Here is a 22,913-nt window from a genome sequence, read left to right on the forward strand (position 1 = left end):
TCGAAATCGCCACACCCGTCTTTGATCCGATCCTGATCCTGACCATGACCTTGGTGATGATCGTGGTGATGATCGAGTCGACCGGCATGTTCCTCGCCTTGGGCGATCTGACGGGCAAAAAATCCCATGGCGCGGCATGCTGCAGCACTGCCCAGCGCTGGGGTGAGTTCAAGGGTTGCAGCCATCAAGGACTCGCGAACTTCTGCAGTGGATCGAGCTGCTCCAGCAACGCGGCAACTTTTTTTTGGACCTCGATGACAAGTTGAGCATTGCTCAGCTGCACCCGCAACTTGTCGCGCTCACGCGTGACCAGCGCCAATTGCTTGAGCTCGGCTCGGGCAGAGTCGGCTTTGGGGCCACGTTTTTTGGATGTCGCGTCGCTCAACTCACCTGCCGCATATTGGCGTCGCCATGTGGCCAGTGCAGATGAGTACACGCCCTCGCGGCGCATCAGTGCGCCAATTTCACCGGGCTTGGTGCACGCGGCGGCGGCGAGCACAATGCGGCGCTTGTCAGCATTGGCAATGAGCCGACGTTTGGCAGTGGCCACAACTTCAGAATTGTTGCCAGGTGACAGTGGCAATGCCGATACAGGCGCGCCTACAGTGTGCCTACTGGCTGCTTGCGATGCGTCTGCTTCAACTGAATCTACGGTTGCATGCATCTGTGCCTTGGGTTGTTTGATGATCTTCATACCTACATCGTTGCTCTCTAAACTAACAGGGGAAGGTGTAGCAGTTCATTCTGGCACGGGGGGCCTGGGTCGGCTGGCACCTGCACCAAGACATTCGCCCATCGCATTTCTTGGGTGTGCACGCCCAACAACTCATCCCCCTGTGGGGCCTGATCGCTGAACGGTGCTTGGGCAGTTACGCCTCACAAGCTTTGAGCGCTGGGTCTGTTCTGTATGTGGTGGCGTGGGGCGTGCTGACTTGGTTGAATCTGGGGGCTTGAATGAGTCTTGCAGGTGAGATCAATGAACACCGCTAAAATGCACAGAATTCTGCAACCCTGGGAGCTAAGCATGGGAATTTCTGTCAATGATGTGGTGCCCTTCACGCAAGCCCGCGCCAGCTTGTCTGTGCTGGCCGATCAAGCCAAACACGGCGCCGAAAAAATCATCACCAAAAACGGTGAAAGCTACGTGGCCCTGATTGATTCCGACAGACTCGACTACTACCACCGGCTGGAACGCGAGCGCATTCACCTGCTGCTGATCGATGATGCCCGGCGTGGTCTGGAAGACATTCGCGCAGGTCGCACACAAGATGCAGACGCCGCTCTCGCCGCACGGCAGAGCCAACGTGCAGCGAAGCGAGTTGCACGTGACTGAAAAGCTACTGCCGGTTGAACTGACCGACAGTTTCAATGCCCGACTGGACGACATCGAAGCCTTTTTGGAACAAGCAGACGCAAGCTTTGCATTCGACCGACTGATACAGGAACTGCGCAGCACGGTCATCCCTAATCTGCAACGCTTTCCGCGCATTGGCCGCCCATATCTAGACCAAGCACCGCAGTCCGCCGAAGCCTTGACCCAGCTGGCAGCGCTGCCTGCGGGCGCACCCGATGCTTTGCGTGAATACCTGCACAGCGACTACCTGATCCTCTACACCGTCACCAAAGACCCGGAAATCGTGTATCTGCTGTCGATTCGGCACCATCGCCAACTCACCTTCGACTTCGCTTTGCTGTGGTCGTCCGGGCCTTCATCTCAAAAACAATAAGCGCCATGTCTTTTCTCTACCAAACTCTCTCGGAACGCGTGGACGCGTGGCGGCAAGAGAACTATCCCTGCGATGACTATCCAGCTATTCGAGAAATTCTCGAATACGCCACCGAAGATACACAGACAGGTCAATTGCGCTTCTTGCGTCGTGCCCAGTTGCGGGCACTCGAAACCTATTGGTATTTGCGATTGGTACTGGGCACACCCAAGACGCCCGAGCTGTATGAAATACTTTTTGAAGACCTGCCCGACCGTCTGGATGCCATGGGCGTCAACGAAAAGCTGTTCAAAGAAGCCAAATACAACTACACGGCGCTGATCAAACGCGTTCAAGAAGACAACCAGTTTGTTCGCGACAACAAACTTGAAAGCCTGCGCGAAACCCTGTCACTGGACTACGCCAGCTACATCCTTGCATTGGCTATGGGCGCTGGCAAAACCATCCTCATGGGCTCCATCGTGGCTACCGAATTCGCCATGGCCATGGAATACCCAGACGGACCGTTTGTACAAAACGCGTTGATCTTCGCGCCAGGCAAAACTATTCTCAGTGCTTTGCGCGAACTGGCCGATGTGCCGTATGAACGGCTGTTACCGCCACGCATGCACAAATCGTTTGCGGCCAGTCTCAAGCTCACCTTCACGCGTGACGGTGACAAACAGATCCCCATCGTTTGGGGCAGCAACTTCAACGTCATCGTCACCAACACCGAAAAAATCCGCATCCAAAAGCCCAACACCCGAGGCAATGGGCAACAGTTCAAGCTGTTCGCTGGCAACAAACAAGAAGAAAACGAAGAACTGGCCAACCTGCGACTGCAAGCCATCGCCTCGCTACCGCATCTGGCAGTCTTCTCTGACGAGGCCCACCATACCTATGGCCAAAAGCTGCTGGGCAAGTGGGAAAAAGATAAAGAGACGGGCGAACTGGTCTTCAAGGACGATGGCATCAAGAAAGTGCGCCGCACCATCGACTACTTGGCACAAGAAACCAACCTGATCGTGGTGGTAAACGCCACTGGCACGCCGTACTTTGAAAAACAGCCCCTGCGCGATGTGGTGATCTGGTACGGCCTGGGCGAAGGCATCCGCGATGGCGTCCTCAAAGAGCTGGCTCGCAACATCAAAGTATTGGAACTCGACGATACGCAAGCAGACGAACTGACTGCTCAAATCGTCAACGACTTTGTGCGCGACTATTGGACTGTCAGCCTCCCCAATGGTGCACCGGCTCGTATTGCGCTTTACTTCCCCAACATCGAAACCCGCGACGAACTGCGCGGCTCGGTCGAATCCACGCTGGCCATGCACGGCATTGGCACCGACACCATTTTGGCAGTGGACGGCAAAAGCAGCGAGGCGACACGACGTCAATTTGAGGCCGTGGCCCGCGACCCCAGCGCACCTGAGCGCGTGCTGCTGCTCGTCAACATGGGCACCGAAGGCTGGAACTGCCCCAGCCTATTTGCCACTGCCCTCATCCGCAAACTGGCCAACAGCAACAACTTTGTGTTGCAAGCGGCCACCCGATGCTTACGCCAAGTGCCAGGCAACAAACACCCCGCACGCGTTTACCTCACACGCAGCAATCGCAAGTCGCTTGAAGACCAATTGACGGAGACTTACGGCACATCGCTACAAGAGCTTTTTGCTCAGCAAGCCGAACGCGTAGAACGTGACATCGTGCTGCACAAGCCTCTGCTGCCCCCCCTTCTCATACAACAGCATGTGCTGCGTTACCGCCGTAAATCAGACACAGCAGCTCAAACCCCGCTTCAACTGCAGATACCTGTTGTGGCCGCACCCGTAGCTGCCAATATGCAAACACTGACAGTGATTGAAACCGAGTCCGGCACCACACGCTTGCAGCGTATAGATGCTGGAGACGAAACACTGCCCACTGCACCACCTTTGCTGGACTTGTACACCGCTGCAGCTGAGTTGGGAGCCAATTACCACCTGCCAAGCACTCAAGTCTTAACCGCCTTGCGGCTGGCCTACGGCCCAGATGCTGAAGTACCCGAATACCACTTGCCTGCTTTAGGCCTGCAAATCGAACTGCAACGTGCTGACTACGAAGCACACCATGAAACCATCGATGTGGCACTGGCCTTGGTCAAGCCTGATGGATTCCAAAAGATTGAAAAAAATGGTCAAGCGGTTTACACCGCCCGCATCAGCTTTGCCAAAGACCGCGAGCCGCTTTACCTCACAGCCAAAGACACGGCCAACAGCCAACACGCATTGAATGCCAGCTTTCACTACGAAGGCTACAACTTCGACTCCAGCCCCGAAGCAGAATTTCTGCGCTGGGCATTGACACAACTCAAAAGTGAAAAGCACGACATCGAAGGCGTCTGGTTCACAGGCGGTCTGACCGACCCTGGTAAAACCGACCTGCATGCCGAATACCTGGGTGATGATGGCCGCTGGCATCGTTACACGCCCGACTTTGTGATGCGTCGTGCAGACGGCAAGCACCTGGTCGTCGAAATCAAAAAAGATTTGCACAGCCCTGATATCAAAGCCGACCTGCAACGGCTGCACAAGGGCGAAGCAGCACAGTCACTCGAAGGTCGAAAAGCCGTTGCACTCAAGCGTTGGGAGCAACTCAACCCCGACAAACTGGCTTACCACGTTATGTTTGCCGATACTGAATTGCTGCCAGAAGGCTACCCCACCGTACTGAACTTCATTCGCGGCCATTGATCAGGCACCACGCCCAGCCGCACACAAAACACACCATAGACGCACCATGAACGACACCACCGCCACCAGCAAAACCGCCAAGGCCAAAGAAGTGACCGTGGCCAAGGCCAAAGGCCGCCCCATGCTCACCTGGGTGGGCAAAAAGCCACTGGCCCGCATCAAGGCTTTTCCAGCGCAAGAGATTGAGCGCTTTCAAGCTGCAGGCGCAGAGTCTGCAACGCTGCAAACCGCCGACTGGAGCGACTGGCCCAAAGACCTACCCCAAGGGGGCCTGCTCTACCACGGTGACAACAAAGACGTGCTGGCCCATCTGTTAGCCAACGGCTTTCGCGGCAAGGTCAAGCTGATCTACATCGACCCCCCTTTTGACAGCGGCGCCGACTACGTGCGCAAGGTTCAGTTACGAGGTGCCAAAGGCACGGTAAAAATTGACGGCGAGGAATACACACTGGGCGAGCAGGTGCAATACAGCGACATCTGGGCCAATGACAACTACCTGCAGTTCATGTACGAACGGCTGTTGATGTTGAGAGAACTATTAGCTGACTCAGGAAGTATCTTTTTGCACTGTGATTCATCCAAAGGCCATCTACTGAGATGTCTTCTTGATGAAGTTTTCGGACAAGACAAGAATTTTCGAAATGAAATTATTTGGTCATATCGTAGATGGCCATCCAATTCACAGAATTTCCAGCAAATGCATGACAGTATTTTCTGGTACTCGAAAAGCAATGACAACTCTCACGCATTTCACAAAACCTACGAAGATGCATCTGAAAGCTACATGAAGCGATTTGGCGGTAAAACGCAAATTCTTGACGAAGAAACGGGCACTCGAAAAATCACATCCGAAGACGAAACAAAAGGCATGCCCACACGTGACGTATGGGAGCTTTCAATCATTGCAGGATTCAAAGGTGAAAGAACTGGATACCCAACTCAAAAACCAATTGAACTTCTTGAGAGGATTATTTCTTGTTGCAGCAATCCTGGCGATCTGATCCTTGATTGCTTCATCGGATCTGGAACAACGGCCGAAGCAGCTCAAAAACTAGGCCGTCGTTGGGTCGGTTGCGACATTAACAAAGGTGCAATCCAGACTACGGCCAAACGCCTACAGGCATGTATGCAAGAACAACGTCGACAAGCCAAGCGCCCCGCACAGGGCGAACTGGTGGAGGCCGAAGAGCCAGTGCTTGGCCCGTGTCAACTCGACTTTTCCACGCACCGCGTGAATGACTACGACCTCCAAATCCAGCACAACGAAGCTGTGGCCTTGGCCTGCGAGCACCTTGGCATCACGCGTACTCGGACTGATGCGTTCTTTGACGGCACGCAAGGCGGCAGGCTGGTCAAGATCGTGCCCTTCAACCACCCGCTCACACCTATGGACCTGGAGTCCGTGCAAACGGAACTAAAAAACCGTCCGCAAGAAGAGCGTGATGTGCTGGTAGTGTGTCTGGGCTGGCAACACGATGCTCGCGCTTGGGTTGAGCAATACAACGCCCGACGTCCCATCAACAAGCTGCACGTTACCGAACTGCGCAGCGACCGCAAGGTGGGCGGCTTTATCCGTCATGAACCACTGTCAGCGCAAGTGAAGATCGAGCACAAAAATGACAAGCTGGTCATCACTATCGAGGACGTGCTCTCCCCCACCATCGTTCAGCGACTCAATCTGGAACAAGGTGTTTTCCGAGCACAGATCACCGACTGGCGTGCGGTGGTCGACTGCATCTTGATCGACACACAACATGACGGCAAAGTGTTCAACGTTACCCTGTCCGACGTGCCAGCACGCAAGCAAGATTTGGTTGCTGGACGCTACGAATTGTCGGCACCGCCAGCTGGCAGCACCGTAGCCGTCAAGATCATTGACATGCTGGGTGAAGAACTGGTTGTAATGAATCAAAGTTAGTCAGGTAAACAACCCTTTCAGAAAGGAATGTCATCACCCAAGGTGATAGCCAACTTATCAATCCGAGCATCAAACTGCGAAAGCAACTTGCCTACTTGTGCCATGTACGTTTGACCAACTTTGACGGTCTTTAATCACGCTCTAACAAGCTGAAATTGCTTCAAAGGTTCATTTCCCAGTACTTCACCCCCCGTATCCTGATGCTTTAAATCTTTCTCTGTTTTTTGTGTTTACTTTGGTATCTAATCTCGAATTCCGTTCAGGTTTGCAGATTCGATATGCCCAATTTCAACCCATCCCCCAAAGTCCTCACCGTCACCAGCCCGGCCATCCCCCAAGTGGCAGGCGCTGCCGCCTTGGTGCCCCTGAAGCTCTCGGGCCATGAGGCCGTCAACACCCTCTTTGAGTACACCCTCATCCTGCAAAGCCCCGACGCCTTGCAGTTTGCCGCCAACGACGCCAGCAACTTCCCCCTGCACGACATGGTCGGGCGCGAGATCACTTGCGCCATCGCCCTGGACGGCCACGGCAGCTTTGTGGCGGGCCTGGCGGGCAACTTGGGCGCAGCCAACCAAGGCGCAGGCGTTCGTGAACTGTCTGGCCTCATCACCGCCGCCCGGCACCTGGGCACGGACAGCCGCCACGCCCTGTACGCGCTCACCCTGCGCCCCTGGCTGCACCTGGCCACGCTGACGGCTGACTGCAAAGTGTTTCAAGACCAAACCCCGGTTGAAGTCATCCGCGCAGTCCTCTCTGACTACGCCTTTGCCACCGAAGTGCGCCTGATCGAAACGTATCCGGTGCGCGACTACTGCGTGCAGTACAACGAAACCGACTTTGAATTCATCACCCGCCTCATGCAAGAGTGGGGCATCAACTACCACTTTGAGCACTCGGGTGGTGTGCACCGCCTGATCTTGAGCGACCACAACGGCGCCTTCAGTCCCCTGCAAAAGGACCAGAGCGACAGTGCTTACCACCGCATTGCCTACTACCCACCGGGCCACAAGGTGGACGAGGAATACATCCACGCCTTCACCCCCACCGAGCGTCTCACAGCAGGCCAATACGCCAGCCGCGAATACGACTACACCCGCCCCAAAGTGGCACTGGGCGCAAGCCAAGCCCAGCCCCGGCCCACCGGCCAGGCCAACCAAGAGGTGTACCTGTGGCGCGGGGGCAAAGTGCGCACCAGCCCGGACAGCGGCATCGGCAGCACCGCCAGCGGCAGCTTGCCCGGCAGCGACTACGCGCAAGAGAATAAAGGTTCTGACACCGCCCAGGCCAACCAAACCGAGGCCCAAGGCCAACACTTGGCACGCCTGCGCATGCAAGCGCTGCGCCAGGCAGGCCAACGCGCCAGCGGCGCAGGCCATGTGCGCGGCATCGCCACGGGCCACACCTTTGCCCTGCACAAACACCCGCAAGACGCGGCCAACATCGAATACCTCACGCTGTCCACCCACACCGTCATCGAAAACGTCAGCGAAGACACGGCGCGGGATCACAACAGCAGCAAGAACAACATCGGCCACGCACCGATTCCGCAAGCCCTGTCCGACGCCCAGCGCCTGACAGGCCAGTGGCGCATCGAGGTGCGCTTTGAAGTGCAGCCCACCACCGAGCTGCTGCGCCCCGAAGGCATTCAGCCCAAACCCCACACCCACGGCCCTGAGACGGCTCTGGTCTGCGGGCCAGAGGCCGACACCGCCCAAAGCGACATCTACACCGACCCCTTGGGCCGCATCAAAGTGCAGTTTCCTTGGGACCGCTATGGCGCCAAGAACCACAACAGCAGCTGCTGGTTGCGCGTGTCAGCGGCTTGGGCGGGCAACCAGCTGGGCGCCATGCACGTGCCGCGCATCGGGCAAGAAGTGATCGTGGACTTTCTGGGCGGAGACCCGGACCAGCCGATTTGCACCGGCCGGGTTTACAACCAGATGAACACGCCGCCTTGGGCGCTGCCCGCGCAGCAAGCCATAAGCGGCTTCAGAAGCCGCGAGCTCAAACCCGGCGGAGGCAACAGCGCAGCGGGCAGGTCCAACCACTTGGTGCTGGACGACACCGAACAAAAGATCCAGGCACAAATCAAGAGCGACCACCAGCACAGCCAGCTGAGCCTGGGGCACATCACGCGCATCGAAGACAACGCGGGCCGCAAAGACCACCGTGGCGAAGGCTTCGAGCTGCGCACCGACGGACACGGCGCAGTCAGGGCCAAAGACGGCCTGCTCATCAGCACCGAAGGCAGGCCCAACGCCAGCGGGCACATCACCGACCTGAGCGAGACCGCAGCGCGGCTGGCCCAAGGGCAAAGCCAGCACGACAGTTTGGGCGACTTGGCGTTGCAACACCAAGCGCAGGAAGCCAGCGACCAAGGCGACGTAGCCCAAGCCATTGAAGCGCAGAACAAGGCCATTGCAGGGGACGGCAAAACAGAAGGCAAATTCCCCGAGCTACAAGAACCCCACCTGATCCTGTCCAGCCCTGCGGGCATCGAGAGCACCACACCGCAAAGCACGCACCAGCACAGCGGCCAGCACCACGCCATCACCAGCGGCGGGCACACCAGTGTGAGCGCGGGCAAGAGCTTGCTCGTCAGCGCCAAAGAGGCGATCCGGCTATTTGCCTACAAGGCTGGCATACGCTTCTCGTCAGCGAAAGAAGATCTCGACATTCAAGCGCTCAAAACCAGCATCCACATGTTGGCCAAGCTGGAGATCACCGAAACGGCCAACCGCATCACGCTCAGCGCGCAGGAAGAAGTCGTGATCAACGGCGGCGGCAGCTACACCCGCTGGAATGCCAGTGGCATTGAAAACGGCACCAGCGGCAATTGGGTTGCGCATGCGGCCAGCCACAGCATGGACGGCTCCAAAAGCTTGCCCATCCATATGCCTGTGCTGCCCTATGCCGATTGCCCCGAATGCATGCTCAAAGCCCTGAGCGGTGCCATGCCCTTTGCAAAGCCACAGCCATGAAATACGGCACAGACCCCTTGGCGCTGGACGCCGTGACCACCGAGCTATTGAGCCAGATCGGCCAACAACTCAAAACCCATTGGTACATGTGGATCGACAAAGCCTTTGATGTGGCCGACGAACGCAGCCAAGCCCCCGAACCGGCTGGGCTGAACGTTTACCAGGTGGACAATATGCGTGACCTGCAACACATGGCCCCCCACATCCTGATCGCCTACCGCCCTGGCGACGACCAGGCCACCGTCAAGCAACGGCTGCACCCCTGGCTGGCGCATGCAAGCGGTCGGCCCATGCTGAGTTTGTGGGCCAGTGACCACACGGAAAACGACCTGGCCCAGCACATCCGTCATTGGAGTTGGGCACAAACGCCGGAGCAGCAAACCTTATTGCTGCGGCTGGCCGACACACGCAGCATGTGCAGCTTGCACGCCCACCTGCGCCCAGAGCAATGGCAGGCGCTGACCCGACCTCTGCACAGCTGGCTCTACATCGACCGCCAAGGCTCGGTCAAGAGCCTACCTACAGGCCTGCAAACACCTCCTATCGACAATACCCCTGCACTGCCTGAGTCCATGGTGTTCGACGAAGCGCAACTGCAAGCCATGGCCACCACGGCTGAACCAGATGCACTGTTGCACTACGTGTGCACGCACATGCCCGATCAACTCCCGGATCAGGTCTTGCCCTCCAAGATGCACGCCTACACAGCCTGGGTCCTCGCCACAGCCGAAGAAAAAGGCATCCAGCCATGGACCGACAAACTGAATCTTTTGCTGGCGGCATGTCACACGCGAGGTGCCGTGATGAACGACCCGCGATTTGAAAAAATCTTTGCACATGCCCATTACACGCCAGGCCAATTGCACCAGACCTTGCGTGAAAAGGGGCTCATATGAAACCCCTGCGCATGTTGCCCCCGCTGACCCTTGCCTGCGCCTGGCTCTTGTCGGCCTGCCAGCCCCAGGACAGCACCATTGCCGTGCCTTACGGCGCGGTCAACCACACCGACATCGGCATCGCCTCCATCGTCATCAATGGGCAAGGGGGCGTATTGAACTCCTCGAAGCATGGCAGCGGCAATGCTGGCATCTGCTGCGTCGTAGTCCCCCGGCAATGGCACCCCGGCCTCACGGTCACCATCCAGTGGCGAGAGAACGGCACGTTCAAGAAAGACGACCAGGGCCGTGAAGTGCTTGACGATGGTGTGCCTGTCTTGATTGAGGCTCCCTGGAAATCCCGCACCGTTCCCATCCCTCGTTACGGCCAAGGTGAGGTGGGCGACTTTTATGTTTTTTTCTTCCCCGGTGACGACGTGCGGGCAGCCTTGACCAGCAGCCCGGAGTGGAAGGCTTGGGACAAACCCACGCCAGAAGACCTGGCTTACGACGCCAGCCATTGAGGAAACCCGACTCATGACAGCCCAAACCCCCAATCCATTTCCCGCAGACGGCCAGCGCAAGCTCAACACGCAAGAAATCTATGAGCGCATGCAGGCGCATGCCTGCTTGACCACTGCACCGTCGGCCAAACCGTCATGCGAAGGACGGGTGTTTGTCGGTCTGCGCGCGCCTGCCCGCTTTCTCGCCCCGCTGACTCTGGCCTGCGCCTGGCTCTTGTCTGCCTGCCAGCCGCAAGACAGCACCATTGCCGTGCCCTACGGCGCGGTCAACCACACCAACATCGGCATCGCCTCCATCGTCATCAATGGGCAAGGGGGCATCCTCGCACCTCCGAAACACGGTCAAGCTGGTGGCGTCTGCTGCGTCGTTGTCCCCCGGCAATGGCACCCCGGCCTCACGGTCACCATCCAGTGGCGAGAGAACGGCACGTTCAAGAAAGACGACCAGGGCCGTGAAGTGCTTGACGATGGTGTGCCTGTCTTGATTGAGGCTCCCTGGAAATCCCGCACCGTTCCCATCCCTCGTTACGAAGGCGATGGCCGTTTCTTTGTCTTTTTCTACCCCGGTGACGACGTGCGGGCAGCCTTGACCAGCAGCCCGGAGTGGAAGGCTTGGTACGCATCCTCAGTTGAAGACATCGCTGAACAAGATCGACGTTTTGGAAAAAGATCACGATGACAGCCCAAACCCCCAACCCATTCACCACAGACGGACAACGCAAGCTCAGCGCCCAGGAGCTGTATGAACGCATGCAGGCGCATGCCTGCCTGGCCACGGCACCGTCGGCCAAACCGTCATGCGAGGGGCAAGTGTTTGTCGGCCTCTTTTTTGATGGCACCGGCAACAACATGGACATCGATTACTTCGGAGGCGATGGCAGCAAGACACTGGGACAAGGTCGCTCGGCACTCCCACCCGAAAAGCGTAAACACACGAATATCGTCAAGCTGTATCAAGCTTACCCATATCAACCACAAAAGGGTTATCTGGGCATCTACTTGCCCGGCGTAGGCACGCCATTCCCTGAGGTGGGCGATACCAACACCTCTTTGAAAAAAAGCTGGTTGCCCAACCTCGGTTCGGCGGTCGCCGAGATGGGCGAACACCGCATTTTGTGGGCGCTGCTGCAGCTGCTGAACGCGCCACACCGTTATGTGCGTGGCGTTGACAACCCCCTGATTCCCAACGAACAGGCCAAAACCATTTGCGACACGCTGGCCAGCAGCGTCAACCCGACATCGGCCCCGCAGCGCCGCGCCGCTTTGCAACATTGGCAAAAGAAACTCGTGCAAGCGCTGAACGCCAACTTGCCGCGCATCACGCAGATCAACCTCAGTGTCTTTGGTTTTAGCCGGGGCGCTGCCGAGGCGCGGGCCTTTGTGAACTGGCTGCTGGAAGCATGTGAATACACAAACGGCAGCTGGCGGTTTGCTGGCCTGCGCAAACCAGTCCGCTTTCTCGCCCCGCTGACTCTGGCCTGCGCCTGGCTCTTGTCTGCCTGCCAGCCGCAAGACAGCACCATTGCCGTGCCCTACGGCGCGGTCAACCACACCGACATCGGCATCGCCTCCATCGTCATCAATGGGAAAGGAGGCGCGGAAAACAGCGGCAAATACGAGGCTGGCAATGCTGGGATGTGCTGCGTCGTTGTCCCCCGGCAATGGCACCCCGGCCTCACGGTCACCATCCAGTGGCGAGAGAACGGCACGTTCAAGAAAGACGACCAGGGCCGTGAAGTGCTTGACGATGGTGTGCCTGTCTTGATTGAGGCCCCCTGGAAATCCCGCACCGTACCTATCCCTCGTTACGGCCAAGGCGAGGTGGGCGACTTTTATGTCTTTTTCTACCCCGGTGACGACGTGCGGGCAGCCTTGACCAGCAGCCCGGAGTGGAAGGCTTGGTGGGCACCGACCGATGACGACTTGAAATTTGGAAACAGGATCAAGAAACCATGACAGCCCAAAGCCCCAATCCATTCCCGACAGAAGGACAGCGCAAGCTCAGTGCACAGGAACTCTATGAGCGTATGCAGGCGCATGCCTGCTTGACCACTGCGCCATCGGCCAAACCGTCATGCGAGGGGCAAGTGTTTGTCGGCCTCTTCTTTGATGGCACCGGCAACAACATGGACATTGATTACTTCGGAGGCGATGGCTCCAGTACCGAAGGACAAGGTCGCACGGCACTCCCACCCGAAAGGCGTAAACACACCAATGTCGTCAAGCTTTACCAGGCTTTCCCGCGAAAGCCTGAGCGCGGTTACCTTCGCATCTACCTCCCGGGCGTAGGCACACCGTTCCCCGAGGTGGGCGACACCAACACCTCTTTGAAAAAAAGCTGGCTGCCCAACCTTGGCTCGGCGGTCGCCGAGATGGGCGAACACCGCATTTTGTGGGCGCTGCTGCAGCTGCTGAACGCGCCACACCGTTATGTGCGTGGCGTTGACAACCCCCTGATTCCCAACGAACAGGCCAAAACCATTTGCGACACGCTGGCCAGCAGCGTCAACCCGACATCGGCCCCGCAGCGCCGCGCCGCTTTGCAACATTGGCAAAAGAAACTCGTGCAAGCGCTGAACGCCAACTTGCCGCGCATCACGCAGATCAACCTCAGTGTCTTTGGTTTTAGCCGGGGCGCTGCCGAGGCGCGGGCCTTTGTGAACTGGCTGCTGGAAGCATGTGAATACACAAACGGCAGCTGGCGGTTTGCTGGCATGGCGCTGAACCTGCAGTTTTTAGGCTTGTTTGACACGGTGGCCTCGGTCGGCCTGGCCAATTTGCTGGACGATGGCACCTTTGCCGGGCACCAGGGCTGGGCAGACAACACCCTGCAGGTGCACCCGGCTGTGCGCCAGTGCGTGCACATGGTGGCCGGGCACGAGTTGCGGGCTTGCTTTCCGCTGGACTCTGCGCGGGTCCAGGGCAGCTACCCGGCCAATGTGAAAGAAGTGGTGTACCCAGGTGCCCACTCGGATGTGGGTGGGGGCTATGCACCGGGCAGCCTGGGCGTGATGCTCAAGCCCCAGGACAATATGAGCATCTTGCCGGGGCGCGACATGTACGAGGCAGCGCGCAATGCGGGGGTGCCCTTGCCCGTGTTTGCCAGCTTGAAGGAGCAAAACCCAGACTTGTTCCTGTCGCTGACACCATCCGACAGCCTGACTCAGCTCTACAACGCCTATCTGCGTGAGGCTGCCGTAGCCCCGGGGCCGGTGGAGGACATGCTGCGCCAGCACATGTCGCTGTACCACAGCTTTCGCTTCAAGTGGCATGCGCGTTTTGAGTCGGTGCCCACCCTGCGCCAGGCCAACGAGCAGCATGCGCGGTTTTTGCGCAGCACACAAAAAGACTTCATCGATTGTCTGCATGCGTTGGGCGGCGGCGATGCCAACGCCCAAGGGGCCTCCCGTTTGTTACCACCGCCATTGGTGTCGTCATCACAGTTTTTGGCACAGCCGCGCACATTGACTGCGGCCCCTGCTTCACCTGCAAGCATTTTGCCGCGCATCAGCGACCGGCAAAAAAACCCTTGGACCAACCCGCACTTTGATCCGGCTGCAGCGGCAACTCTGTACCGCCAATTGGCAGCCAAAACCGGCTATCGCCTGAGCGCCCGCGAAAGCAAATGGTGCGATGTGGCCGAACGCATTCGCCCACAGGCCCTGACCGACAACATGGAGCGCTTGTTTGCCTATCACCTGCACGATTCGCTGGCGGGCTTCATCGACATGGGTGTGGACGAGTTCAGATCCTTTGGTGGCAACCAATTGGGCCTGAGCAAATTCCGAACGGTATTCAAAGGTAATGACTGAAACGAAAGAGGATGAACATGGATTACTCAAGCCTGAAATACTATTTGCTGCTGGGTTGCATTGTTGTCGTGTTGCTGTATGTGTCCATCAAAACTCAGTCCCTCCACATAGTGAAGATTCGGCTTTGGCAATGGATTTTTGGCCATGATCGGATCACCGATCCCACTGTGAAGACTTTTGTTGAGCAACAGTCGAACCTGATGGCGTTTCGCTTGTTCTCGCATTTGCAGGTGTCCTCATTGCAAGAGCTGCACCAACTTGAAACATGGGCCACGCACAGAGGTATCAATCTTTCGGAGCTTTCAAGAATTCACCATTTTTTCGACATCCCTGGACGCTGCATTAAAAGAGTGGCCAGTTCCGCTTGGTATTTGCGTATGAATTTCATTGCAGCTGTCTTGGCTACTGCTTTCGGCTTGATTTTTTTGATGATCAGCACGGAGCATCGTGCCAACATCAGGGTCAACGCCACAGACAATTGGTATTGGATTGATGAACGAGCGGCCTACGCTAGCCAGTACAACTGGGCTATCGTGTTCGCAGGCACAGAAACGCTCACATCTGAGCAATGCACTGCGGAACCCTTCAAGGCTCAAGAAGGTCTCACACCTGTTGATCGGGACGTGCTGTGCAGCACCTGGCAAAACAAAGCTGCCGCTAGCCAGATACAGTCTCTGATAGTTGGTCAACGCCTTTTGGCCTTGTATTTTTTGACCATTTTTTGCGTGTTCGCAATAGGCCGTATTGACCGAATCAAGCAGTTGCACGTCGTGAAAAAAATACAACCACGAATGACCATGGACCATTCATGACAGTGACATGCTTCCTGCATAAAGATCGGGGTATGAGCAAACATTAGAAGCACCCCATGCGGGGAACAAAACGCGCCCCCTCACTCCACCGTGATCTTCTCGTCCTTCACGATCTTCGCCATGGCCGGGATTTCGGCTTTGAGCCAGTTGCCGAACTCGGCTGGGCTCATGGCTGAAGGCTCGGCGCCCAGCGTGGTCAGGCGTTCGCGCACTTCGGGCATGGCGTCGATGCGTTGCACTTGGGCGTGCAGTTTGTCGATCACTGCTTTGGGCGTGCCGGCCGGGGCCAGCAGGCCCTGAAAACTGCCGGTCAAAAAGCCGGGCAGGCTTTCGGCCACGGTGGGGGTGTCGGGCATTTGCGCATTGCGTTTGGTGCTCGATATCGCGATCAATTTGATCTTGCCCGCCTTCACATGCGGGTAGGTGGCGACCATGCCGTTGAACATGACGTCCACCTGGCCGCCGATCAAGTCGGTGATGGCTTGTGCGCCGCCCTTGTAGGGCACATACCCCCACTCGATGCCGTTGCGCTGTGCGTACATGACGCCCGCCAGGTGCGAGGCGCTGCCCATGCCTGCCGCCACCGCGTAGTTGAGCTTGCCCTTTTGCGCTTTGGCATAGGCGACCAACTCGGCCGGGGTGTTGGCAGGCACCTTGCTGCTCACGGCCAGCAGGTGCGGCGAATACGCCACCATGGCCACTGGCGCAAAATCTTTTTCAACCGTGAAAGGCAGTTTGAACAAGGCCGGGCTGATGACCAGATTGCCCACGTCCATCAGCACCAACGTGTGGCCATCGGGCGCGGACTTGGCCACCGCATCGGCGCCCAAGTTGCCACTGGAGCCGGGTTTGTTCTCGATCACCACGGGTTGCCCCCAGCTCTCGGTCATCTTCTGGCCCAGCATGCGGGCCAGGACGTCCGACGTGCCGCCCGCTGGAAAAGGCACCACGATCTTGATGGGCTTGGCGGGGTAAGACCCCGTAGTCTGGGCTTGCACAGCCGTGCACAAAGTCAGCGCCGCAAGGGTGGATGTCACAATTTTGAACATGGCGATGGTCCTCATTCGAGTTTGATGTTCGCCGCCTTGATGACCTGAGCCCACTTCTCGATTTCGGCTTTCTGAAAAGCCTGAACCTGTTCGGGTGACAGGGTGGAAGGCTGCATGCCCAGCCCTTTGATGCGATCTTGCATATCGGGCGTTTGCATGATTTTCAAAATCTCGGCATGCAGTTTGTCCACGATGGGCTTGGGTGTGCCAGCAGGCGCAAAGAGCGCTTGCCAAGACACGACTTCAAACCCGGCAGTGCCCGGCCAGCCAGATTCGGCCACGGTGGGCACGTCGGTCAGCGCATCGGTCAAGCGCTTGGCCGAGGTCACGGCCAATGCGCGCAGCTTGCCGCTTTGGATGTGGGCACCGGCCACCACGGTGGTGTCGAACATGAAATCCACCTGGCCGCTCATCACGTCTTGAATGGCGGGGGCACTGCCTTTGTAGGGCACATGGGTGAATTTGACGTCCCCTTTGAAGGCCAGCAACTCTTGCGCCAGGTGTTGAGATGTGCCGTTGCCCGCCGATGCACCCGACAGTTTGCCGGGATTGGCTTTGGCCGCCGTCAGCAGGTCTTTGAGTGTTTTGTAGGGGCTGTTGGCCGCCACCACCAGCACCACCGGGTTGGTGCCATACAGGTACACGGGCGTGAAGGACTTGATCGGGTCATAGCCCAGCTTGGGGTACAGGCTCACGTTGATGGCGTGTGAGCTGATCGTGCCGCCCAGCAGGTTGTAGCCATCGGCCGGGGCACGGGCTGCGATCTCGGAGCCCACGCTGCCGCCCGCGCCGGCTTTGTTTTCGATGACCAGGGTGGTGCCCAGCGCGGTGCCCAGTTTTTGCGAGACCACACGGGCCAAGATGTCGGTGGTGCCACCCGCCGGAAAGGCGACCAAGTAGTTGATCGGTTTGGAGGGCCAAGGCGCTGCCTGACTGAAGGCAGCCGGAGCCATGGCGGCAGCGGCGCACGCGGCGGCGGTCTGGATGAATTGACGGCGTTGTGTCATGAGATGTCTCCTCGCTGTAGTCAGGTTTTTCAGGTGATGGGGGCAGGGTTGAACAGCACCAAGGCGTTGTACAGCTTCCAGTGCTCGGCCCAGGTTTTGCGGCCACTGGCCACGTCCAGCATCATGCGAAACAGCTCCCACCCGGCTTCTTCGATGCTGATCTCGCCATCGGCAATGCGCCCGGCGTTCATGTCCATCAGGTCGTGCCAGCGGCGGGCCAGGTCGGTGCGCGTGGCCACCTTGACCACGGGACAGGCCTGCAGGCCATAGGGTGTGCCGCGCCCGGTGGTGAACACATGCAGGTTCATACCCGCAGCCAGCTGCAAGGTGCCGCAGATGAAATCGCTGGCGGGCGTGGCGGCGAAGACCAAGCCCTTTTGGTCGGCTTGGAGTTTGTTGCCTGGCGACAGCACGCTGGAGATGGCCGAGCTGCCGCTCTTGATGATGGAGCCCATGGCTTTTTCGGCGATGTTGGACAAGCCGCCCGCCTTGTTGCCCGGCGTGGTGTTGGCGGTGCGGTCCACACGGCCACGGTCGAGGTACTGGTCGTACCAGCCCAGCTCACGCACGATGTCTTGGGCCACTTGGGGCGTGGCAGCGCGGCTGGTGAGCTGCTCCACCGCATCGCGCACTTCGGTGTTTTCTGAAAACATCACGGTGCCGCCTGCCCGCACAACCAGGTCGGCCATGTAACCCACCGCCGGGTTGGCGGTCACGCCCGAAAACGCATCGCTGCCGCCGCATTGCACGCCCACCACCAAGGCGCTGGCGGGCACGGTTTGGCGGCGGCGTTCGTTCAGCCGCTCCAGATGCGGGCGGGCACTTTGCACGATGTGCTCGATCATGGACATGAAGCCCACATGCGCATCGTCTTGCAGGCACACGAGGTCTGGCCCCTGCCCTGCTTCACGTTCATCCAGGATCGGGAAACTGCCCACAGGCAACAAGCGATCAGGCTGCAGCTTTTCGCAGCCCAAGCTGACCACCATCACCTCACCACCAAAGTTGGGGTTCAGGCTGATGTGGCGCAGTGTGCGGATCGGGATCTCGGCACCGGGTGCGTCAATCGCCACACCGCAGCCGTAGCTGTGCTCCAGGCCCACCACGCCATCGACATGCGGAAACAGCGGCAACAACTCACGTTCGATGCGCTCCACTGCAATCTTGACCACGCCCGCCACGCATTGCACCGTGGTGGTGATGGCCAGCAGATTGCGTGTGCCCACCGAGCCATCGGCATTCACATAACCCTCAAAGGTATAGCCTTCCAGCGGGGCTTGCGGCGTGGGCTGCACTGTGGCCATTGGCAAGTCCTGCAGTCCACGCGCAGGCGGAATGTCGAGCAAGCGTTCATGCACCCAGCTGCCTGCCGGAATGTCTTGCCGCGCATATCCCACAGGCACGTTGTAGCGCATGACGGCTTGGCCTTGGGCCACATCTACCAAGGCCAGCTTGTGGCCTTGCGGCACTTTGTCGCGCAGCACCAAGCCTGCGGCCACCCCCTCGGGCATGACGGTGCCCGCGGGCAGCCCGCCATCGTTGGCGATGATGGCCACGTTGTCCGCCGCATGCATGCGGATCGCCAAAGGCGGGCGTGAAGTGCTCATGTTCTCAGCCGATCACTTCAACAAGTTGGGCAGCCACAAGGTGAACACGGGCACATAGGTCACCAAAAGCACGGCCACTGTCAGCGCCCCATAAAAAGGCGCGATGGTGCGCATGACCTGCCCCACCGAAATTCCCCCGATGGCACAACCCACAAACTGCACCGAGCCCACGGGCGGCGTGTTCAGGCCCAGGGCGCAGTTGATCAGCAGCATGATGCCGAACTGCATCGGGTCCATGCCAAAGTGCATGGCGATCGGCAAGAAGATCGGGGTGCAAATGAGGATGGTGGCCGCCATGTCCAAAAAGGTGCCCAAGATGAACAGCAAGATGTTGATCATCAAAAAGATGACCCAAGGCTCGGTGCTGATTTTTTGCATCAGCGCACCGGTTATCTGCGGCACCTCATACAGCGCCATGAAATAGCCGAAGGCGTTGGAAATGCCAATCAAGAGCAGGACCACGCCGGTGGTTTTGCAGGCCTTGGCGCAAGCCTTCAAGAAGTTTTGAAACGTCAAACTGCGGTAAACCACCGTGGTGACAAACAAGGCCCAAGCCACCGCAATCGAGGCGGACTCGGTCGCGGTAAACGCCCCCGACAAGATACCGCCCAAGATGATGACGACGACAAACAGACCCGGCATCGCTGCGCCAAAGGCCTTGGTCACCTCCAGCCAACCCGGAAAATTGCCGTGGACCGGGTAGCCCCTGCGCACCGCCACCCAGTAAGCCGCGCCCAAATTACACAACGTCAAAATGATCGCTGGCACCAGGCCCGCCAAGATCAAACCCAGCACACTGACTGAAGCCAGGCCTGATGCGGCCAGCGTGAAGATGATCATGTTGTGCGATGTGGGCATGATGGCCCCCACCAAGGAGGCGTGCGTGGTCACGTTCACCGCGTAGTCGGCGTCGTAGCCTTCCTTCTTCATGAGCGGAATCATGACCGAGCCGATGGCCGACACATCGGCCAAAGGCGAGCCCGCCACGCCGCCAAAAATAGTGCAGCCCACCACGTTGCTCATGCCCAGGCCGCCGCGAACATGGCCGACCAGGCTGTTGGCAAAACGCACAATGCGGTCGGCAATGCCGCCGTACAGCATCAACTCGCCTGCGAAGACAAAAAACGGAATGGCCAGGAAGGAGAATACCTGCATGCCCCCGACCATTTTCTGAAACACCATGGCCACCGGCAAACCAGCTGCGATGATGGTGGCCACCGAGGACAGGCCAATGGCAAAGGCCACAGGCACGCCCAAGATCAAGAGCAGCGTGAAGCTGAGGGCGAGGACGGTGAGTTCCATGTCAATTGACCTCCGCAGGGCCGCCCCAAGGAGGGCAAGCGCCCCCTCGGGGGGCAATGAAGTACACGAAGTGACGAATGTGGGGGCTCATATTCATTCCCAAACGGGCTTCACGACTTCACCACGCAGCAGCGCCACCATGTGCTCAACAGAGAACAAGACAATCAAAGCGCCTGCAATGATGACCGGCACATAGTCGATGCCGTCGGGCACGGGCAGCATGGGTTTTTTTTCGCCCCATTTGGCACTGGCCCACAGCCAGCCGCCTTGCACCATCAAAAAGCCAAACAAAGCGACCAAGGCGTGGATCAACACTTCGATGCGGTGCTGCCATTTTTCGGGCAACAAAACCACCAATGACTCCAAACCAATGTGCCCGGCATCGCGCACGCCCACAGCCAAGCCAAAAGCAGTGACGAACAACACGATCAGCATGGCCAAAGCTTCGGCCCAAGTGGGCGTGTCATTGAGCACATAGCGACCAATGACCTGCCACTGCACACACAGGATCACGGCGATCAAGCCAAGCACGGCCAAGACCAGGCAGATCTTGGACACGGTGGCACACAGTTTGGTGAACATGAAAAACTCCTGCCCCCGGCTGGTGCCAGGGGCATGTGGAAAAGCCCATTACTGGGTGTCTTGAATGGCTTTGATGGCCCGCTTCATCTCCGGCGTGGTCATGAACTTGTCATACACCGGGCCCATCACAGCCTGGAAGGAACGCTTGTCCACTTCGACGATCTCGGCACCGGCGGCTTTCACATTGGCCAGCGATTTGCCTTCGGCTTCATCCCAGGCTTTGCGCTGAACCACCACCGACTCTTTGGCCGCTTGGCGGACCATGGCTTGCTCGTTGGCGGGCAGCTTGTCCCACACCACTTTGGACATCACCAAAATCTCAGGCGCCATGGAGTGTTCGGTTTTGGAGTAGACCTTCACGGCCTCGACGTGTTTGGCGGTGTCAAACGAAGGGATGTTGTTTTCTGCCGCGTCGATCAGACCGGTTTTCAGGCCGGTGTAGACCTCGCCATAAGGCATGGGCGTGGCATTGGCACCCATGGCACCGACCAAGGCCACCCACAGGTCAGACTGCTGCACCCGGATCTTCAAGCCCTTGGCATCGGCCACGTTTTTGATCGCTTTTTTGGCGTAGATGGAACGGGCGCCGCTGTCGTAAAAGGCCAGCCCCACAAACCCTACCGATTCACAACTCTTGAGGATTTCTGCGCCCACGGGACCATCGAGCGATTTGCGCATGTGGTCCACCGAGCGGAACAAAAACGGCATGGTGGGCACCATGGTCATGGGGCAAACACCGTTCATGGGGGCCACGTTCACGCGCACCAGATCCAGCGCACCGATCTTGACTTGGTCGATGGTTTCTTTTTCAGAACCCAAAGCGCCTTTGTTGAAGACCTTGATCTTGTGTTTGCCACCCGAGAGTTTGTCGAGCACCGTGCTCATGTGCTTGACCGCCACCACCGTGGGGTAGTCGTCGGCGTTGTGGATGTCGGCCGAGCGGAACTCGACCGCTTGCGCCGACAAGGCCAGACCTGCGGCAATGGCGATCAGGGATTGTTTGAGTTTCATCATGGGAGTCTCCTGGTTAAAAAATTGAAAAAAACCGTCACACACTTGCGAAAAAACCCTTCAAGCCGGTGCAGGAAAGCGAGAGAACACCGGCTCTGGCAAACCCCGCACTCCGGGCTGCAGGGCAATCACAGCCCCACTGCTGCCGCGCATGGCATCGGTGGTCTGCGCGGGGATGATCGAAGTCACAAACAACTGATCCAGATCGGCCCCACCAAAGGCGCACATGGAGGGCTTGGGCATGGGCACGGTCAGCGACTGTGTCCACTGGCCTTGCGCATCGAAGGCGTGAATTTGCCCCGCGTCGTTGCCGCAAATCCAATAACGGCCATCCGCATCGACCGCCGCGCCATCGGGGCGACCGGGCCATTCGTTCATGTCCACAAACACCCTTTGGTGGCTCAAAGCCCCTGTGGGTAAATCGAGGTCAAAGGCCCAAATTTTTTGCACTTGCGGGTGAGAGTCGGACAGATACAGGGTGCGCCCGTCCGGGCTGAGCCCCAAGCCATTGGGCGTGAGCAAGCCCGTGACGTGCGGGCCGGTGAGACCCCTCTCGTCCAGGCAATACAAACCGCCTTGCGCCGAGGCCAGCGACATGTCCATCACCATGGTGCCCACCCAAAAGCGACCGCTGGCATCGCAACGGCCATCGTTGAAGCGCATGCCGGGTGCCGGGTGTGTGATGCGGGCAAGCCACTGCCAATCCAGCTGACCACCATCGCGCAGAGTGACGCTGGCGATGCCGGTTTCCATCGCAGCGATCAATTGGCCTGATTTCTCAGTCAAGGCGATGCAGCCCACACGCTCAGGCATGTGCCAAGACTCAAGGGGTGCGGCCCCCCCAGGCTGGCAGCGGTGAATGAATGCCCCTTCGATGTCCCCCCACCACAAACACTTGGCACGGACATCCCACACGGGGGATTCGCCCACAAGGTCCGGCACATCAGCAATGGTTTGATAGGGGTTCATGAAGAAAAGGCCATCGGCTGCAGTGT

General features: G+C 58.4%; 20 protein-coding genes. 12 read left to right on the forward strand and 8 right to left on the reverse strand.

Annotation, left to right across the window (positions count from 1 at the left end):
- Positions 1-266: solute carrier family 23 protein (locus tag AMM33_RS01255; protein ID WP_369802382.1), on the forward strand; the 266-nt coding region annotated here is incomplete at its 5' end.
- Here the strand turns inward: AMM33_RS01255 and AMM33_RS21665 are convergent.
- On the reverse strand, positions 185-550 hold the full coding sequence (locus tag AMM33_RS21665; protein ID WP_194945165.1) for a hypothetical protein: 366 nt from the start codon (positions 548-550) through the stop codon (positions 185-187). The genes AMM33_RS01255 and AMM33_RS21665 overlap by 82 nt on opposite strands.
- Before the next feature lie 474 nt (positions 551-1,024).
- Here AMM33_RS21665 and AMM33_RS01260 point away from each other — a divergent pair, with 474 nt between their 5' ends.
- From AMM33_RS01260 to AMM33_RS01310, 11 genes are all read left to right on the forward strand, one after another.
- Positions 1,025-1,333, forward strand: coding sequence for a type II toxin-antitoxin system Phd/YefM family antitoxin (locus AMM33_RS01260; protein WP_090138080.1), 309 nt, complete (start codon positions 1,025-1,027; stop codon positions 1,331-1,333).
- Positions 1,326-1,727: a type II toxin-antitoxin system RelE/ParE family toxin gene (locus AMM33_RS01265; RefSeq protein ID WP_228767888.1), complete on the forward strand. Its 402-nt coding sequence runs from the start codon at positions 1,326-1,328 to the stop codon at positions 1,725-1,727. The genes AMM33_RS01260 and AMM33_RS01265 overlap by 8 nt, the downstream gene beginning before the upstream one ends.
- A gap of 5 nt (positions 1,728-1,732) precedes the next feature.
- The gene (locus AMM33_RS01270) at positions 1,733-4,438 is read left to right on the forward strand and encodes a DEAD/DEAH box helicase family protein (protein ID WP_090138083.1); all 2,706 of its coding nucleotides are present in this window, start codon (positions 1,733-1,735) and stop codon (positions 4,436-4,438) included.
- 46 nt (positions 4,439-4,484) lie between these two features.
- Positions 4,485-6,356 (forward strand): DNA methyltransferase, encoded by a 1,872-nt coding sequence (locus AMM33_RS01275; protein ID WP_090138085.1) that lies wholly within the window; start codon positions 4,485-4,487, stop codon positions 6,354-6,356.
- A 278-nt stretch (positions 6,357-6,634) separates the two neighbouring features.
- Positions 6,635-9,337 carry a type VI secretion system Vgr family protein gene (locus AMM33_RS01280; RefSeq protein WP_090138087.1) on the forward strand — a complete coding sequence of 901 codons (2,703 nt, stop codon included), beginning with the start codon at positions 6,635-6,637 and terminating at the stop codon, positions 9,335-9,337.
- Entirely contained in the window at positions 9,334-10,233 is a 900-nt protein-coding gene (locus tag AMM33_RS01285; RefSeq protein ID WP_194945166.1) for a DUF4123 domain-containing protein, read from the forward strand. Before AMM33_RS01280 ends, AMM33_RS01285 begins: the two co-directional genes overlap by 4 nt.
- Positions 10,234-10,244: 11 nt before the next feature.
- Complete coding sequence (locus tag AMM33_RS01290) at positions 10,245-10,736, forward strand: DUF3304 domain-containing protein (protein ID WP_194945167.1); 492 nt, start codon at positions 10,245-10,247, stop codon at positions 10,734-10,736.
- Between the two features lie 13 nt (positions 10,737-10,749).
- The gene (locus AMM33_RS01295; protein WP_090138093.1) at positions 10,750-11,415 is read left to right on the forward strand and encodes a DUF3304 domain-containing protein; all 666 of its coding nucleotides are present in this window, start codon (positions 10,750-10,752) and stop codon (positions 11,413-11,415) included.
- The gene (locus tag AMM33_RS01300) at positions 11,412-12,692 is read left to right on the forward strand and encodes a DUF3304 domain-containing protein (RefSeq protein ID WP_090138095.1); all 1,281 of its coding nucleotides are present in this window, start codon (positions 11,412-11,414) and stop codon (positions 12,690-12,692) included. Before AMM33_RS01295 ends, AMM33_RS01300 begins: the two co-directional genes overlap by 4 nt.
- Complete coding sequence (locus AMM33_RS01305; protein ID WP_090138097.1) at positions 12,689-14,548, forward strand: T6SS phospholipase effector Tle1-like catalytic domain-containing protein; 1,860 nt, start codon at positions 12,689-12,691, stop codon at positions 14,546-14,548. The genes AMM33_RS01300 and AMM33_RS01305 overlap by 4 nt, the downstream gene beginning before the upstream one ends.
- 17 nt (positions 14,549-14,565) lie before the next feature.
- A complete protein-coding gene (locus AMM33_RS01310; RefSeq protein WP_194945168.1) occupies positions 14,566-15,360 on the forward strand; it encodes a DUF6216 family protein in 795 nt (264 codons plus the stop codon).
- A gap of 80 nt (positions 15,361-15,440) precedes the next feature.
- On the opposite strand, the gene AMM33_RS01315 is transcribed toward AMM33_RS01310, so the two are convergent.
- The 7 genes from AMM33_RS01315 to AMM33_RS01345 all read right to left on the reverse strand — a co-directional run bounded on the left by AMM33_RS01315 (position 15,441) and on the right by AMM33_RS01345 (position 22,887).
- Positions 15,441-16,409, reverse strand: coding sequence for a Bug family tripartite tricarboxylate transporter substrate binding protein (locus tag AMM33_RS01315; protein ID WP_090138686.1), 969 nt, complete (start codon positions 16,407-16,409; stop codon positions 15,441-15,443).
- 11 nt (positions 16,410-16,420) lie between these two features.
- Entirely contained in the window at positions 16,421-17,416 is a 996-nt protein-coding gene (locus tag AMM33_RS01320) for a Bug family tripartite tricarboxylate transporter substrate binding protein (RefSeq protein ID WP_369802383.1), read from the reverse strand.
- Between the two features lie 29 nt (positions 17,417-17,445).
- Positions 17,446-19,023, reverse strand: coding sequence for a galactarate dehydratase (gene garD / locus AMM33_RS01325; protein ID WP_090138101.1), 1,578 nt, complete (start codon positions 19,021-19,023; stop codon positions 17,446-17,448).
- A 12-nt stretch (positions 19,024-19,035) separates the two neighbouring features.
- Positions 19,036-20,325, reverse strand: a complete 1,290-nt coding sequence (locus AMM33_RS01330; RefSeq protein WP_090138103.1) for a TRAP transporter large permease — start codon at positions 20,323-20,325, stop codon at positions 19,036-19,038.
- A gap of 93 nt (positions 20,326-20,418) precedes the next feature.
- The gene (locus AMM33_RS01335; protein ID WP_090138105.1) at positions 20,419-20,907 is read right to left on the reverse strand and encodes a TRAP transporter small permease; all 489 of its coding nucleotides are present in this window, start codon (positions 20,905-20,907) and stop codon (positions 20,419-20,421) included.
- 48 nt (positions 20,908-20,955) lie between these two features.
- Positions 20,956-21,918 carry a TRAP transporter substrate-binding protein gene (locus AMM33_RS01340; RefSeq protein ID WP_090138690.1) on the reverse strand — a complete coding sequence of 321 codons (963 nt, stop codon included), beginning with the start codon at positions 21,916-21,918 and terminating at the stop codon, positions 20,956-20,958.
- A gap of 60 nt (positions 21,919-21,978) precedes the next feature.
- Entirely contained in the window at positions 21,979-22,887 is a 909-nt protein-coding gene (locus AMM33_RS01345) for an SMP-30/gluconolactonase/LRE family protein (protein ID WP_090138692.1), read from the reverse strand.
- Positions 22,888-22,913: the final 26 nt, after the last annotated feature.

Origin of the sequence: Limnohabitans sp. DM1 (genome assembly GCF_001269385.1) — a bacterium.
Lineage (GTDB): Bacteria > Pseudomonadota > Gammaproteobacteria > Burkholderiales > Burkholderiaceae_C > Limnohabitans_A.

What these genes read in the sequence shown, in the direction of transcription:
- AMM33_RS01260 (WP_090138080.1), top strand. Translation starts at nt 1,025, where the DNA reads ATGGGAATTTCTGTCAATGATGTGGTGCCCTTCACGCAAGCCCGCGCC.
- AMM33_RS01270 (WP_090138083.1), top strand. Translation starts at nt 1,733, where the DNA reads ATGTCTTTTCTCTACCAAACTCTCTCGGAACGCGTGGACGCGTGGCGG.
- AMM33_RS01275 (WP_090138085.1), top strand. Translation starts at nt 4,485, where the DNA reads ATGAACGACACCACCGCCACCAGCAAAACCGCCAAGGCCAAAGAAGTG.
- AMM33_RS01280 (WP_090138087.1), top strand. Translation starts at nt 6,635, where the DNA reads ATGCCCAATTTCAACCCATCCCCCAAAGTCCTCACCGTCACCAGCCCG.
- AMM33_RS01285 (WP_194945166.1), top strand. Translation starts at nt 9,334, where the DNA reads ATGAAATACGGCACAGACCCCTTGGCGCTGGACGCCGTGACCACCGAG.
- AMM33_RS01290 (WP_194945167.1), top strand. Translation starts at nt 10,245, where the DNA reads ATGTTGCCCCCGCTGACCCTTGCCTGCGCCTGGCTCTTGTCGGCCTGC.
- AMM33_RS01295 (WP_090138093.1), top strand. Translation starts at nt 10,750, where the DNA reads ATGACAGCCCAAACCCCCAATCCATTTCCCGCAGACGGCCAGCGCAAG.
- AMM33_RS01300 (WP_090138095.1), top strand. Translation starts at nt 11,412, where the DNA reads ATGACAGCCCAAACCCCCAACCCATTCACCACAGACGGACAACGCAAG.
- AMM33_RS01305 (WP_090138097.1), top strand. Translation starts at nt 12,689, where the DNA reads ATGACAGCCCAAAGCCCCAATCCATTCCCGACAGAAGGACAGCGCAAG.
- AMM33_RS01310 (WP_194945168.1), top strand. Translation starts at nt 14,566, where the DNA reads ATGGATTACTCAAGCCTGAAATACTATTTGCTGCTGGGTTGCATTGTT.
- AMM33_RS01315 (WP_090138686.1), bottom strand. Translation starts at nt 16,409, where the DNA reads ATGTTCAAAATTGTGACATCCACCCTTGCGGCGCTGACTTTGTGCACG.
- AMM33_RS01320 (WP_369802383.1), bottom strand. Translation starts at nt 17,416, where the DNA reads ATGACACAACGCCGTCAATTCATCCAGACCGCCGCCGCGTGCGCCGCT.
- garD (WP_090138101.1), bottom strand. Translation starts at nt 19,023, where the DNA reads ATGAGCACTTCACGCCCGCCTTTGGCGATCCGCATGCATGCGGCGGAC.
- AMM33_RS01330 (WP_090138103.1), bottom strand. Translation starts at nt 20,325, where the DNA reads ATGGAACTCACCGTCCTCGCCCTCAGCTTCACGCTGCTCTTGATCTTG.
- AMM33_RS01335 (WP_090138105.1), bottom strand. Translation starts at nt 20,907, where the DNA reads ATGTTCACCAAACTGTGTGCCACCGTGTCCAAGATCTGCCTGGTCTTG.
- AMM33_RS01340 (WP_090138690.1), bottom strand. Translation starts at nt 21,918, where the DNA reads ATGAAACTCAAACAATCCCTGATCGCCATTGCCGCAGGTCTGGCCTTG.
- AMM33_RS01345 (WP_090138692.1), bottom strand. Translation starts at nt 22,887, where the DNA reads ATGAACCCCTATCAAACCATTGCTGATGTGCCGGACCTTGTGGGCGAA.